The 13,115-nt window shown below is 61.1% G+C and carries 13 protein-coding genes; 5 read left to right on the top strand and 8 right to left on the bottom strand.

Annotation, left to right across the window (positions count from 1 at the left end; genetic code table 11):
• Positions 1 to 15 precede the first annotated feature (15 nt).
• Both ACVWY5_RS00710 and ACVWY5_RS00705 read right to left on the bottom strand, forming a co-directional pair.
• On the bottom strand, positions 16 to 996 hold the full coding sequence (locus tag ACVWY5_RS00710) for a ParB/RepB/Spo0J family partition protein (protein ID WP_028338045.1): 981 nt from the start codon (positions 994 to 996) through the stop codon (positions 16 to 18).
• Positions 986 to 1,747: a ParA family protein gene (locus ACVWY5_RS00705; RefSeq protein WP_028338046.1), complete on the bottom strand. Its 762-nt coding sequence runs from the start codon at positions 1,745 to 1,747 to the stop codon at positions 986 to 988. Before ACVWY5_RS00705 ends, ACVWY5_RS00710 begins: the two co-directional genes overlap by 11 nt.
• A 1,104-nt stretch (positions 1,748 to 2,851) precedes the next feature.
• Between ACVWY5_RS00705 and ACVWY5_RS00700 the strand changes: the two genes are divergently transcribed.
• Entirely contained in the window at positions 2,852 to 3,157 is a 306-nt protein-coding gene (locus ACVWY5_RS00700; RefSeq protein WP_028338047.1) for an HU family DNA-binding protein, read from the top strand.
• An 18-nt stretch (positions 3,158 to 3,175) separates the two neighbouring features.
• Here the strand turns inward: ACVWY5_RS00700 and ACVWY5_RS00695 are convergent, their stop codons facing one another.
• The 3 genes from ACVWY5_RS00695 to ACVWY5_RS00685 form a co-directional block, all read right to left on the bottom strand.
• Positions 3,176 to 3,319 carry a hypothetical protein gene (locus tag ACVWY5_RS00695; RefSeq protein WP_321177220.1) on the bottom strand — a complete coding sequence of 48 codons (144 nt, stop codon included), beginning with the start codon at positions 3,317 to 3,319 and terminating at the stop codon, positions 3,176 to 3,178.
• 61 nt (positions 3,320 to 3,380) lie between these two features.
• Entirely contained in the window at positions 3,381 to 3,692 is a 312-nt protein-coding gene (locus tag ACVWY5_RS00690) for a DUF736 domain-containing protein (protein WP_018273795.1), read from the bottom strand.
• Between the two features lie 710 nt (positions 3,693 to 4,402).
• Positions 4,403 to 4,585 carry a zinc ribbon domain-containing protein gene (locus tag ACVWY5_RS00685; RefSeq protein ID WP_028338049.1) on the bottom strand — a complete coding sequence of 61 codons (183 nt, stop codon included), beginning with the start codon at positions 4,583 to 4,585 and terminating at the stop codon, positions 4,403 to 4,405.
• Between the two features lie 148 nt (positions 4,586 to 4,733).
• On the opposite strand from ACVWY5_RS00685, the gene ACVWY5_RS00680 reads away from it, so the two are divergent.
• Positions 4,734 to 4,934, top strand: coding sequence for a hypothetical protein (locus ACVWY5_RS00680; RefSeq protein WP_080667367.1), 201 nt, complete (start codon positions 4,734 to 4,736; stop codon positions 4,932 to 4,934).
• Positions 4,935 to 5,379: 445 nt separating this feature from the next.
• Here ACVWY5_RS00680 and repC read toward each other — a convergent pair whose 3' ends face one another.
• The 3 genes from repC to repA all read right to left on the bottom strand — a co-directional run bounded on the left by repC (position 5,380) and on the right by repA (position 9,040).
• The gene (repC, locus tag ACVWY5_RS00675) at positions 5,380 to 6,612 is read right to left on the bottom strand and encodes a plasmid replication protein RepC (protein WP_028338050.1); all 1,233 of its coding nucleotides are present in this window, start codon (positions 6,610 to 6,612) and stop codon (positions 5,380 to 5,382) included.
• A 197-nt stretch (positions 6,613 to 6,809) separates the two neighbouring features.
• Positions 6,810 to 7,829, bottom strand: coding sequence for a plasmid partitioning protein RepB (gene repB, locus ACVWY5_RS00670; protein ID WP_028338051.1), 1,020 nt, complete (start codon positions 7,827 to 7,829; stop codon positions 6,810 to 6,812).
• Positions 7,826 to 9,040 carry a plasmid partitioning protein RepA gene (gene repA / locus ACVWY5_RS00665; RefSeq protein WP_028338052.1) on the bottom strand — a complete coding sequence of 405 codons (1,215 nt, stop codon included), beginning with the start codon at positions 9,038 to 9,040 and terminating at the stop codon, positions 7,826 to 7,828. The genes repB and repA overlap by 4 nt, the downstream gene beginning before the upstream one ends.
• Before the next feature lie 1,788 nt (positions 9,041 to 10,828).
• Here repA and ACVWY5_RS00660 point away from each other — a divergent pair.
• The 3 genes from ACVWY5_RS00660 to ACVWY5_RS00650 all read left to right on the top strand — a co-directional run bounded on the left by ACVWY5_RS00660 (position 10,829) and on the right by ACVWY5_RS00650 (position 12,976).
• Complete coding sequence (locus ACVWY5_RS00660; protein ID WP_028338053.1) at positions 10,829 to 11,074, top strand: type II toxin-antitoxin system VapB family antitoxin; 246 nt, start codon at positions 10,829 to 10,831, stop codon at positions 11,072 to 11,074.
• Positions 11,074 to 11,469: a type II toxin-antitoxin system VapC family toxin gene (locus tag ACVWY5_RS00655; protein ID WP_028338054.1), complete on the top strand. Its 396-nt coding sequence runs from the start codon at positions 11,074 to 11,076 to the stop codon at positions 11,467 to 11,469. The genes ACVWY5_RS00660 and ACVWY5_RS00655 overlap by 1 nt, the downstream gene beginning before the upstream one ends.
• Positions 11,470 to 11,764: 295 nt before the next feature.
• The gene (locus tag ACVWY5_RS00650; protein WP_321177219.1) at positions 11,765 to 12,976 is read left to right on the top strand and encodes an RHE_PE00001 family protein; all 1,212 of its coding nucleotides are present in this window, start codon (positions 11,765 to 11,767) and stop codon (positions 12,974 to 12,976) included.
• Positions 12,977 to 13,115: the final 139 nt, after the last annotated feature.

The following is a 13,115-nucleotide window of genomic DNA, read 5'->3' as shown; positions in this document are numbered from 1 at the left end:
AGTCTAAGGCCAGCTTCATGCGAAAATGATCTCTTCGATCGTGATGGTCGATGCCGGCACCTCTTCCGCTTCTTCTGCGCCATCGACTAATAGCACGGCATAGCGTGAGCCTTGAGACGCGAGCCGATCGACGAGAAGGCAGCCGGCGCGCTCTTGGTGGCGCACTCTGATCGTCACTGGTGAACTTATTCGCTCATTTCGATGGACCGAAGACTTGGAGCATTTCTCCGCGGCCGCCTTTACACGGTCTCTCTCCATGGGTCGCAATGCGACTTGCGGTGCGATCGGCCCTCGTGCCGCTTGAGATCCAGCGGCACCTTCGCCATCAGCGTGGGAGCCGCCAACTTCGCTGCGAATTTTGCGAGCCAGCTGGCGGGCGTGGGCGTCTGTGAAGCTCTCCTGTGCTGCACATATGGTCTCGACGGCGTTGGGCTGCTCACGCCAAGCCTGGTAGAGTTCATACACAGCACGGATTGACGAGCCGGTAAGCTTCGACCGGAGGAACTCCGGCATACTCTGGACCGACGCGTAGCGAGAAACCCAGTCTCTGGGCTTACCGAGCTTGCGCGAGATGTCCGCTTGGCTATCACCCTGCCCCAAGCGGTCCGCAATGAATGCCGCAATTTCGGGGGCATTGAGGTCGTCGCGCTGGATGTTCTCGATCATCTGAATGTAGCGATCCGCAGAACCAACGGCATGAATCAAGGCCGGGATTTCACGGAGCCCGGCGCGCTTGGCAGCGCGATATCGCCTCGCACCCATGACGATCACGTACCGGTCTTCGTCGGTCCCCTGCCGCAGCACGATCGGTTGCAGCACGCCATGTTGACGGACCGATTCCGCGAGCTCATCGAGCTTCTGTTCGTCGAAGCTGCGACGGGGCTGGCCTGGATCTTCGTCAATGCGATCGATGGCGATGGAAGTCGGTTGCCCGGTTGCGGCAACCACGTCTTCCGCGGCGTCGATGAGTTCCTTAAAGCTGAGATCAAGCGCCATGTACCGTCTCGCCCATCTGCGCGACGATCTTGGCGAGAACATCACGGATTTCGCGACCAGCCTCCTGCGCAGAGCGGCGCTTGAGCTTCCAGACCGGCAGGCGTTCCGCAACGGCCTCAGCGTAGCCATCCCTTGCAACGATCTGGCCGGGGAACACATATTTGCCGGCCTCGCGCAGCAGTTGCTCAAGATGCGTCCTTTGACGAGGCGATTTCGTATTGAAGTTCGAGGGCAGTAACCCGAGGAACTTCGTATCTTGGCGGCCATAACGCCTCTGGACGCCGATCACGGTCTGCATCAGGCCTTTGACGCCCTTGATCGAATAGTCCTCCAGATAGATGGGGGCCAGCACATGCGACGCCGCAACCAAACAGCCGACACTGCGCAGTCCAAGTGATGGCGGCGTATCGATGACGCAGGCATCGAACTGATCCGACGCGATAGCGAGGTTCTCTTGCAGTGTCGTTATGGCGGCTGCAGTGCTGCGATCGAGATCAGTCAGCGAGCTGTCGGCTGGTGCGAGCGTTAGGCCTTCGTCTTCTCGAGGTGCAATCCGCGTCCCCGGCTTGAACAAATCCGCGGCTAACGTTGAACCGGCATAGTGCCTCAACGTATCCGACGCATTGCTCTGCGCATCCACGTCGATCACGAGAACGCGGAGATTCGCTTCCGCCATGAACCAAGCCAAATGCACAGCAAGCGTCGTCTTGCCGACCCCGCCCTTTTGATTGTTGATGACAATGGTCTTCATCTCAAAATCCGGAATGGGTCTGGCGGCGCTGGGTTCATGTCCTCGTCCATCGTTTCGTGGAGGTGTTGGTTTGAACCAACAGCGATTGCGAATCCGATTCCGGAACGATCCCGAAATTCACCTGGCGAATCCCCTGCCAGAAGAGTCAGGTCAGTACATCGCCAACGGAAGGAACAAATTCTGGCAAGCGCGGGGGGGGGGACCGTGCTCGTTGCTGGACCACTGCTGTCGACATGGTCGCGAGAGGATCGTCACGCGAATGCGCGGAGACCGCTTGCGGGCTCCGGGAGCGCCGCCCGACGGCGCGAGTAGAGCTGTCCCCGGAGGGGCTCGCCCAAACGATTAACGCGGTATCACCCGTAGGCTGGCCTTATTGGCCGGAAGCCCACTCTCCTTCTTAAGATTGGCACCCAGTCAAGTTCAGCCAATTCGAGGGTTTCGCATGTTCTGGAAAGTCGTGTCTTGGGCTTAGGCGTTCTGAATTTTATGCTTTTGCTCGCTGAGCATTATAGGCATCTGGATAGCAGTTGCAGTCTACCGAGCTGTCGTACTCATAGCTCAGGCCGTCATGTCCTCTCTGTTGGTGCCAGATCCTCGTAAGGATTGGATTGAGCCCACAATAACCACGGAATTGGACGCCCTTTGTGCACTCGAAAGGGAACGTGCCTCGGGCGCAAAGGCTCTAGACCCAACGACAGACCAAGCAATCATGGGGGACAACCCTATTCTGCAGGCACTCCGGAAAACTTGCCAATCCTTGCAGAATAGCGCCGCGGATCGCTGATCTTCGATTCAGCATCGCCGCATCGATGCCGTCTACGAAGCCGACCCTGTTCCAAGTAATGTCGCTGATCCGCAGTTGGGGCCGGATCGGCACGACGGCAAGACCATGGTGCACAGACCTTCGATGGCAGTGCAGAGACAGTCGAAGCGTTCGGACGGCTGGAGCATGCCAAGCGGAGGTGCGGTTATGCTGCAGCGGACGAAAAATGTCATTGTCCGGGACTTTTTCGGGGATTACGGCTCTGCTTGTGAACCCGGCTCTATCTGTTCCACGGCCTTGATGTCAGACGAGCAAAATCGAAACAACACGGAGCTCGTCCCATGACGACTGCCAATGAGATCGCCGAAAAGATTGCAGCCGAGAACGACCTGACAAAAGCTCAGGCGAAAACCATCGTCGAGAGCGTGTTCAAGGCGATCGCTGATGCGGCCGTCAGCGGAGCCGAGACGAGCCTTCCCGGGTTCGGCAAGTTCAAGGTCAAGGATAGTCCCGCTCGTGAAGGCCGCAATCCGTCGACCGGTGCAACGATTGCGATCGCAGCTTCCAGGAAGCTGACGTTTACACCTGCCAAAGCCATGAAAGATGTTCTGAACGGAGGAGCGGCCCCTACCGACGGAGCATCTTAAGTCGCAAGACGAGGGGGCTTATGCCCCCTCCTCGGCCGCGAGCGCTTCGTCCCGTTGACGGGTGAGCTCCGCCAGTTCGAGTTCAAGCACCTTGCGCTCTGCCGGCGTGAATGCGCAGTCGCGCAGCTCGGCGCGCAACTCTTCAATGGTGTCGATGGTCATGATCGCATCTCCAGTCGAAGGGAGCGGGCCCCGCCTCGCGGCGGAGCCCACTGGCTGAGCCTCAGTCCCGGTTGGGCCGGGACCAGATCAGCTGGAGACCTTCCGCACCTTCGACCTCGGTCAGGGTGGCGTAGATCGGGGCCGGGAAGCTCGGATCGTCCAGCTTGACGGAGAGGTAGTCGCGCTCAGTGTCCTTGGCGGTCTTCTGCCAGGCAGCACCCAGCTCGACGTTGCCTGAGTAGATGCGGAAGTGCGGTCCCTTGTCGGAAGGGTTCTCGACGCGGATCAGCTTGGCCTTGACGTTGAGGTTGAGCGTCTTGATGGCGCCGGAGAAGCCGTTGCCCGTGGAGGTGAAGGTGCCGATGGTGGCCATTGTCTCATTCCCTTTGTTTTCTCGGGCCGCGCCTATCGCGTCCTCGATGGCGGTCGTGAGACCGGAGGCGATCGACCTGCACCCGGAGGGCCGAAATGAAATGGAGGGCGGCCGGCAGCGACTTTCTTGCACCGCGAGGAATGGCGCGCAGCGCCAGGGGAAGAAAGTCGAGGACGGGCGTTGCAGGGACCAGATCGAGAGCCCGCGAAGCGGGATCGGCCTTCGGTCAGACCAGCCTCTATCGAGGACGCAGATGGGTGCGCCCATCGCGAAAACACATGGAATGAAGACAGCGGCCCGATCAGCGGTTCGGGTCTCAACGCAACGGCCGTCGCAGCGAAACGTCGCTCACCATGAGCAGGCCACCTAAGCGCCGGGTCATGACCTACCAGGGAAACTATCGCTGTCAGCAACGTCGGCGCACCTGTCGAAGTGGCCATCGCAAGATCGATAACGAGGGTGCCGACGCTCTCGCCATGCGGATGCAACCCGGTCCTTCCGCATCCATGCGACCGACACGCTCTGCGAGGCGTGAAACAGATGCTAGCGTCGCTGGACTTGCCGGCCGCCGAGTCCGGGACGATTCCGCCGGCACGCGCGATGGAACGAAGCTCAGCGTGCGGGTTGCAACGCCACAGCATTGGTGCGGGTTGTGAGCACGATCGACGTCAACAGCGATCCGGATGCCGGGCTCGATTTCGGTTCGAACGTTACTTGGCCGGCGGCCGCAGCGGGCTTTCCGCCCATTTCCGGGCTGCGGGATCGCGCAGCGGGTCGTCTTCGCAGGCCAGGCAGACGTAGCGTGGCCGGCCCGGCGCGACGTCGTCGGGCACAGCCGTCATCGGCTTCCCGCACTTCGGGCACAGCTTCCGGCTCAGGTAGAGCGGAGTCATGGTCTTTCCCTGCCGGAACCAGCTTAGTTCCCGGTGCGTCGCGAGCACAAGTAGATCGCCAAAACTTGTTCGTATGCATCAGACCGCTTGACGCGGGGCGCGTCCCGCACTGAAATCCGGTTTTCAGTGATGTTGCGGGGGTGGCGTCGTGGAAGACTTTTACAGGAGCTTCGCGCAGCGGGCGCGCGATCTGGCCGAGAACGCGGACCCATTCACCAAGCGGCGGCTACTCGACCTCGCCCAACGATACGATCTGAAGAGCAGACCAGGATCCGGAGGCGGTAGGTCTATCCCGCCCCCGCGTGCAACGCCGCCGACGGTCGTATTTTCCGGCTCCAGCGAAGCTTAACAAATCCCATCCCGGTAACTTCGTCCGATCGCGGCACGATCGTCGGTTCTCCGTGTCTTCCATCGACCGAGGCGACTGTTCACTGACCGTCTGTGTCGGTCCAGAGGCCACCTCACCGCCCACGCTTTGCATTCTGCTGGGAGGCTAATCGTTCGCAGCGTCGGCCTGACGTTTCTTGAGGCGCCGCAGCCATACGCCGCGGGTCCCGGTCAGTCGGCAGAGCGGCTTGCGGTAAAACAACCTCGCGATCCGACCCCGCCGCCGGCGCATGACCCGGGGTGCGCAATCGCAGCACGGACGATCTCGGGGCCGCCAGTCTTCTGCCCGGCGCTTGACGGGAATTGGACGCCGCTGCCAAGGCCCCATTCGACCTTAACCGCAAGCTCAGACCACAACGCGTCAGCCCGAGCCGAGGCGATGGCGCACAGAGACGCTTCCCCATCCGTTAGGCCGAGCGTTTTTCATGGAGCCGGGAGTTGATCTGCGACATCAGGATCGGCCCAAGAGAAAATTCTCCGACCTCGGCTTTCCGCGTCAGCCCGCGCAAGTAGCCGCCAGCCGATCTAATCGCTGTGCCACGCTGCAAGATGCAGGCGACAACCACTGCGGCCTGCATTTCACCCAGGATGGTTTGCGCCTCCTCCCAGGCGCTTGGGCTGATCCCTAGCGACGATCGCACGACGGCAGCCGTGGCGAAGAAATCGCGCCAGTTTGAAATCCCATCCTTCGCATAATCGACGATGTCCGGGCATGCACTCAGGACCATTCCCAACGGATACGCCCCGTCGGCGACTCGCGATGGTTGAGGTTTAGGCTCAGCTCCCGCCGCCCTGCCTTCTCGGAGGCTAGGTTCAAGTTCAATTAAGGCATCGGTGTTTGAATTCTGTATGTGGCGCTCAGAATGGGACTCATTGCCGCTCGGATTCTTGGATTTGATATGCGCTTCCAGCAGATTGAGCATGTCATCAGCAAGTTGAGACAGCTCGTCGGCGATCGGCTCAAGCTCCTGGCGCGTCGCGGTGCGCGGAATCCGAACAACCATCGCGCGAAAAGCGGCATGCACCTCCTGCCAATCGGCGGGGCCCTGCCCTGCCCTTCGCGTCGGGACGCCTTCCTCGATGCCGGTTGCAATCATCTTCGCGATGTCGCGCCGGCACAGCGTGATCCGCTCACGCACGAGCTTGAGCGCGCGGGCTTCGGCTTCGATATCGGCCGCCAGGCTCTCGAACTCTTCCGAGCGCACGACGAGCGGCGACAGATCGAAGCCGAAGGCGAGCTCGATTTCGCCAACATCGTCCTTCCGCGCATAGCGCTTGCCATTTGGACTATCGCGTCGAACGATCAGTCCCGCGTCGACCAGCACTGCGAGGTGGCGCCGCAGCGTCGATGCCGGCATGCCGTGCGCCCGCCGACTGAGCTGATTGTTTGATGGGAAGACGATCAGATCATCCTCTCCTGTGAGCGCCGTCTCAGGATGGAAGGTCAGGAGCGCGTTTAACACTGACAGCGCGCGCTCCGACACGCCAAGGCGCGGCCGTGCCGTGCAGATGGCATGGAAGATCTTCCATTTGTGGACGATCTTTTCGGGAGGGCGTTCGGTTGCGACCATCTGGTTTGCCACATGGGCAAGTGTCAACGATCGCCGCCCAAAGGGCGTCGTTGGAGAGTGTGACTGCATGTCTTTGCCTCAGCTGGGCAAAGAAAACCTGCTCGCCGAAACGACGATAAAATCGCGTAGAAACTCTTGACTGCGATTCGCGAAAGTGATTCTCTGTCAGTCGCCAAACTTGAAGAGAAGGGCTTCCGGAACTCCGTTTCGGGGGCCTTTTTCTTTTGCCTTGTCTGCTCCTGGTTCGTGTCTACGGGACGAGGCCGTCAGGCCTCGGTAGTTTCCTGACCACTGCTCGTCTTGGAAAAGGTGTCGAACAGCGCCGGAAGTTGGTCGACAAGAAATGCCGCGAATGTCGCCGAGACATTCTTGTCGATGGTAAGCTTCAATTCGCGCTCGGCCTGACGTACGTGCGCAATCTTGTCACCGGATACGGAGAAGACGGGCTTCTCTTCCGATGGCTTCGATGTCCCCGCGGAAGATGAACGGCTTGCCGCCGTGAATGCGGCAAGAAACCGGGCGTCGGTTTCTCGTTCTGCAAATTTCGGTTCAGCGATCGCCGTTCTGACACGTTTGAGCGCCGCGTCATCCTTGATCAATTCAGCGAATGACTGCCAGCGGCCGCGGCCTACTTTCGGAGCCTTCCCGATTGCTTGAATGACTTCAGCTGGGACCGATCGAGCAACGGCAAGAAGTTTCGAGGCCTCGGCTCGATCGATCGACAGCGCATCTTGTACGATTGACCGACTGTGCCCGGCATCTTCGATGTGCATCGCGAAGGTGGCGCGCTCAATGAAACTCAGATCTTCGCGCGGTGCGTTCTCGAGCCCTTGCGCCACGACAAGCGCTTCATCCGATAGTGATCGCACGATCGCTTTGACGGGAATCCCCAATTCCCGCGTAGCGCGGACGCGGCGATGACCATAGGCACTCTGGTAGCGCCCTTTTACTTCAGGATGCTCGCGAACGAGAACGGGCACTTCTTGGCCGCGTTGTGAGATCGACTGCTTAAGTGCCTCAAACGAGCTATCGTCCTGGTCGCGAAAGCGATCCGCCAGCGGCGACGGATCGATAAGGGAGGGATCGATTTCAAGGATCATCGCCCCGGATGCGATCTTGTCGCGCAGCTCCTCGTTCTCTTTCTCGACTCCGGAAAAAGTGTCTTTCAACGAGCGGACTGAGCCCGAGGAGACCCGCGGCAGGGCGGCGGGTATGTTGTCAGCTGACAACGCGGGTGGCTGCGGGGCGGTGAAAAGGCTCTTGATGGTGTCAGTACGTTTGCTCATCGACCCCACACCTTCTTAAGAAGTTGCGCGATTTCGGCATTGACCGCGTCGACCGATTCCAATGCGCGGTCGTAGGCGCCCCGCCCTACGGCGCCGCGCTCCAGCTCGTACAGTGATTGCTTGGTGAGACCTGCATTGGCGATCGCAGTCGATTTCCACACCGTGGCTTGGAGCACATCCGATCCAAAAAGGGTCCGGAGGAGAGCCACGATCTGAGCTTCGGGCACGTCATTGGGATCGTGACGCGTGATGACGTACCGGATGAAATCGTGATCGAGTCGTCCGCCAGCTTCCTCGATGACGGACATGAGGTCCGACGTCATGAGGAGAAATTGGCTCATTGATGCGACATCGACCATCTGAGGATGGATTGTCACGAGCATCGCGGTCGCCGCGTTTAGCGCACCCATGGTCAAGTAACCAAGTTGGGGTGGGCAGTCGATGACGACGACGTCATAGTCGTCGGCGACCTGATCGATGGCGCTGGCGACACGGCGAAAGAATAAATCGTGCCCGCGTTCACGCCGCTCAACCATGGCTCGAGGCGTGGTGTGCTCGAACTCCATGAGCTCGAGATTGCCTGGCACGAGACCTATCCCGTCAAAATAGGTCGGTCGAACGACCTCGCGCATTGGCCGCCGGTGTTCGTCATATCGGATGGCACCGTACAGCGTTTCGTTCGCCCCAATGTCAAACTCGGGTTGGTACCCGAACATTGCTGACAGCGAAGCTTGGGGATCGAGGTCAATCGCCAGAACCCGGAAGCCGGCAAGGGCGAGGTATTGCGACAGATACAACGCTGTCGTCGTCTTGGCGGAGCCACCTTTGAAGTTCGCGACAGTGATGATTTGGAGCTTGTCGCCTGGACGCCGGCGCGGGAGAAATTCCAATGCTTCGCGCGGCCGCGCGTTGGCTAGATATCCGCGCAACTCATGAATCTGAGCCAGAGTATAGGATCGTCGCCCCCCGATCCCCGTCGTCGGGCTCGGCCCAAGCCCGTCGAGAGAAAGTTGTCGAAGGTACCCATCGGATACGCCCGCAATTCGCGCAACCTCCCCCGAGGTGAATGACCGGAGCGATTTGCTCGCTGAAGGCGGGAAAAGCGTCGTCGCGAGCGATCGCAGCTGACCGGACAGAATGCCGGCATGCCGAGAGATCCGCGCAGACGCAGTCTCGCTCATCGTCACCGAATCTTCCGCTAAGCTCGTCATCTACCTTCTCAAGACGGTTTCTGCGCGTCAGACGCTTAAACTCCGTCTTGAGAGATGGCCACGATTCTATGATTTGAGCAAGAAATAAAGAGTTAACGAGTTCTTAACGGCCGGGCGTGCCCAACAGCGAGCAGCGGCCCTTAGGGCGCATCGCCTGGCTGTTGTCAGCTGACAACAGCGGCCCCAGCGGCGGAACGAGGCTCTACCATAGCATGATTCGACCGGGCTGCCGAGGTCCCCCAAGTGTTATTCTGTATCATGCCACCTCTTCTCCGATCGGTGTTGCCACTGTGCGGATGCGCCGGCGCCTCGATCGATGAGCCCCTCGCTTTTGGGTCGCGTCCACCGGCGCTTGGCGAGGGGTCGATCCATGCCGTGCGAGTGCCTCGATCCCCTGCTTCAGCGCGTCGTTGCACCGGAGAATCGCGCCCCTCGTAATGTACGGTGTGCTCGCTCACCTCCTCAGCCCGATGCCGGGGGGCCGCCGCGAGAAGCGCCCTCCCCGTCCCGTCGACGTATCCTAGAAGAATGGTGAGCAGTGGGACGTTGAGGGAGTTTGGCTCGGCCGGTTCGGCAGCACGCTGGGTTGTCGCGGTGTCGATCGACACGATATCGCAGCACTGCGCTGGGCGCTGCTCGTCCGAGGGCAAAGACGAGCGCCACACGGCGACAGGTCACCAACCGGTCGGACGATCAGGATCGACCAATCGACCGAGTACGTTCCGAGGCATTCGCGGTTGCTGTTGTGCCGCCTGATGATCAACACCAGAGAGCACGGACTTCCAGCCGACGACCCGCCCCGCGCTACTTACGGCGAAGGGAGGCAGTGTGGCCCCGCGTCGATCGGCACGCCCTGCTGCGGACCGTCTTGTGCCCGGTTGGATCCAATCTTAGCGCCCGGATTCAGCGCCGACGGCGATGCCCCGCCGTCATAGCGAGACTGGCAGATGGCATGTTACAGGCGATGGCGCCAACATCGGATTCCTTCCTAGGCAAGGCGCTTCGATCGCGAGGCACGTCCATCGGGAGGCCAACGGATTCACGGATTGTTGTCAGCTGACAACGCCCACTCCCAAGGGGAGGGTGGTGTCACGGTCGGCAGGCGAAAGCCGGACCCGAGAGGATCCAGTGGGCATCGGAATCGAGCCGTTTCCGTGCATCGTGGGGAAGAAGGAATCCGCCGAGGAGCAGGCTAAGCTCGCGGCGCTGTCTCAAATCGATCCGTAAGGAAGCTGGTCCGCAGCGCCCGGCGTCGGAACGGCGCTCCATTGGCGGGCCATAGGGCCGACCAACAATCCAATTTCGCGAAGTTACGTGAACATCATACGGGGTCGATTGGGCAAGGGAAGGCCACTACGCGGTGCCAGCTACCAGCCAGCCGCTGGAGTATTGTTGTCCGCTGACAACAACGGCCCCGACGATGGAATGTTGTCAGCTGACAACAATCTGTGCCCTCCGGTCATTTGGATCCAAGTCGCCAACGTCCGTCCAATTGAGGCAAGTTCGGCATTGCATCAGCCGCGCCGATGCGCGGCCGATGAATTCACACCCCGGCGGCGAGGGTCGGCCGAGATTGTCCTCGCCTGGAGTCCGGGACATGCCCGTGGCCTTGAAGGGATACAGAACCGGAAGACCGGAGGCATACGATTCATAGAATGCTAACCATAAGGGACTTGCGGCCTCCTGCGCGTCCTTACGACCTTCTCTCCTAGATTTGCCTCCCTGCTTTCATGTCGTGTATCCGACATGTTATATAAGGATACACGGCATGAGCTAGAGGAGCGCCTGATGGCCTTCCATATCAAGAATCCGGAGACGGACGCCCTGGCCCGGAAGGTCGCGGCGCTGAAGAAAATCGGACTGACCGAGGCCGTGCATGCGGCGCTCGCCCATGAACTTGAGCGCGAGCAGGGCAAGCCGTCGATGGTCGATTTGGGCGTCCAGTTTTGTCGCGACTTGAGGGTAAAGGGCAACCCGCAAAGCGGTAGGCCTGCTGACAAAGCGTTCCGCGACAGCCTGTACGAGGATTCCTGATGTTCATCGACGCTTCGGCCCTCACCGCGATGCTGACCGACGAAGACGAGGCGCGCGAGTTGCTGGCGCGTGTACAGCAAAGCACAACCCGGCTGACCTCGCCGCTGGCGGTGTGGGAGGCGGCGATTGCCGTCGCCCGCCTGCTCGATCTACCTGTCGCGGTGGCGGCCGAAGCGGTCGAGAGCTATCTCGCGTTGATAGAAATAAAAGTGGTGAACGTTGTGCCTGAAACAGCCCGCATCGCGCTCGACGCCTTCGACCGCTATGGCAAGGGCCGACACCCGGCGCGGCTCAATTTCGGGGACTGCTTCGCCTACGCCTGCGCCCGATATCTTGGCGAACCGTTGATGTTCAAGGGCGCCGATTTTCCGCAGACCGATATCGAGGCCGCCTGACAAGCGTTACTATCGAAGCGAGCCTCCGCGTGGCAAAAATAATGAACGCTGATTCGCAGCGAAGCCATCGAGCGACGCCGCGGAAGCCAGCCGTGACCGCGCGGCCATTCGGAAATCGGCCTTACCGACCAGGACATCTGAGCGAGGACGTTGGCCGAAGGGGTCCGGAAGAGGGCAGGGGAACTGACCAGCGGCGCATCTCCTCGGCGGTTTGTGACGCCGACCGCGGCGACCTCAGAACTCTTCAAGCTTACGCGCGGAAATCAGATCCTGAGGATTCGGAACCAGCGTCGCTATGACGGAGTCTAAAGCCGTGTTAGCTTCTGTTTCGTCGGCCTCCATTAAGGTTATCAGGACCTTGCCGTTCAGCTGCCAAATCCCCGAGCCACTGCCCTGGACCCAACTTGCCGGCCCCCTTGCGACCGCCGAGGACGCGCTTGCCCGGCTCGACGAGCGCCTCGCAAAGAGCCCAATTCGGGATGGGTGGATCAGCCGAAACCACTTCACCGATGCCTGCGCCAGTCTATGGCTGGAGGGCGAACTCGTCCACCTCGAAGATCTGGTTCTCCATGACGCCGGCATGGATATCCGCGCACCGACCCATGAGCTGACTCGGGCACGCGCCGTACTGCGCGCCCGCCGTCGCATCGTCCGGGAAAAGCCCAACTGGGCGTTGTCACCGGCGGGCCTTGCCGCCTTGCGCGGCCTGGACGGGACGGGCGACCTGGATGAGGTAGGGGGCGAGCGCGAAGAGGGTGGAGCAGGGGATTGCGATGCGAGGGAGGCCGGCGATGTGCTGGAGGCAGCGCTCGCACTAACCGCAAATGACGATGGGCTGTCTGAGGCGCTCGCTGCCGTCGATGCCGCGATGGCCAAGACCGATCGCGCCCTCGCCAGCGATAGCCCGAGTCAGTTCCGTCACGCGACCGATCGCGATCCGCTGGTCTACGACATCGATTGGGACGAGGACGACCGCCTCGCCACCTGGCGCGCCAGCCTCGATGAGGCCCGCAGCTTGCCGCCGACGCTCGCAGCGGCCATCGCGGCCGACGCATGGCGCAGCATCGAACCGCTACAGCACAGGCCATGGCTGGGCCAGTTGTTGGCGGCGGCGCTGTTGCGTCAACGTGGCAAAACGCGCTCCCACCTTGGCTGCCTGCACGACGGGCTGAAAACCATCCCGCGCGAGCGGCGCCGGTCGCGCGACACCGCGACGCGGCTTGTAGCGGAGCTAGATGCGATCACGGCTGCAGCCGAGGCCGGATTGAAGGCGCACGATCGCTGGCTCAACCAGCGCACTCTCCTCCTTCGGAAACTAACCGGTCGCCGATCGACTTCCAAACTGCCGGCGCTCGTCGACTACGTGTTGACCCGCCCGGTCGTCTCTGCAGGCATGATCGCTGAAGAATTGGGAATCACGTCACGCGCGGCGTTGAGCCTGGTGATCGAGCTCGGCCTGCGCGAGGCCACCGGGCGAGGGCGGTACCGGGCTTGGGGAATCCTCTAGGAGACCTCGGGGCGGCCGATACAGATCGCACCGCGCGCGAGCTGTGGCCGACATGCGCGCGTTCAAGTTCTTACACATCGTTGTCTCTGCCTTTTGACAGGCGAAGGCCTCGCCTCACGGCGAGGCCTTCTTGCGCAGG

This window comes from Bradyrhizobium sp. USDA 3256 (assembly GCF_054058275.1).
Note: the sequence above shows the minus strand (reverse complement) of the source record. Positions and strands in the feature narration are given on the sequence as shown.

Coding starts and splice junctions, on each gene's coding strand:
- ACVWY5_RS00700 (WP_028338047.1), top strand. CDS start 2,852: ATGACGACTGCCAATGAGATCGCCGAAAAGATTGCAGCCGAGAACGAC.
- repB (WP_028338051.1), bottom strand. CDS start 7,829: ATGAGCAAACGTACTGACACCATCAAGAGCCTTTTCACCGCCCCGCAG.
- ACVWY5_RS00685 (WP_028338049.1), bottom strand. CDS start 4,585: ATGACTCCGCTCTACCTGAGCCGGAAGCTGTGCCCGAAGTGCGGGAAG.
- ACVWY5_RS00655 (WP_028338054.1), top strand. CDS start 11,074: ATGTTCATCGACGCTTCGGCCCTCACCGCGATGCTGACCGACGAAGAC.
- ACVWY5_RS00710 (WP_028338045.1), bottom strand. CDS start 996: ATGGCGCTTGATCTCAGCTTTAAGGAACTCATCGACGCCGCGGAAGAC.
- ACVWY5_RS00695 (WP_321177220.1), bottom strand. CDS start 3,319: ATGACCATCGACACCATTGAAGAGTTGCGCGCCGAGCTGCGCGACTGC.
- ACVWY5_RS00650 (WP_321177219.1), top strand. CDS start 11,765: ATGACGGAGTCTAAAGCCGTGTTAGCTTCTGTTTCGTCGGCCTCCATT.
- ACVWY5_RS00690 (WP_018273795.1), bottom strand. CDS start 3,692: ATGGCCACCATCGGCACCTTCACCTCCACGGGCAACGGCTTCTCCGGC.
- ACVWY5_RS00660 (WP_028338053.1), top strand. CDS start 10,829: ATGGCCTTCCATATCAAGAATCCGGAGACGGACGCCCTGGCCCGGAAG.
- repA (WP_028338052.1), bottom strand. CDS start 9,040: ATGACGAGCTTAGCGGAAGATTCGGTGACGATGAGCGAGACTGCGTCT.
- repC (WP_028338050.1), bottom strand. CDS start 6,612: ATGCAGTCACACTCTCCAACGACGCCCTTTGGGCGGCGATCGTTGACA.
- ACVWY5_RS00705 (WP_028338046.1), bottom strand. CDS start 1,747: ATGAAGACCATTGTCATCAACAATCAAAAGGGCGGGGTCGGCAAGACG.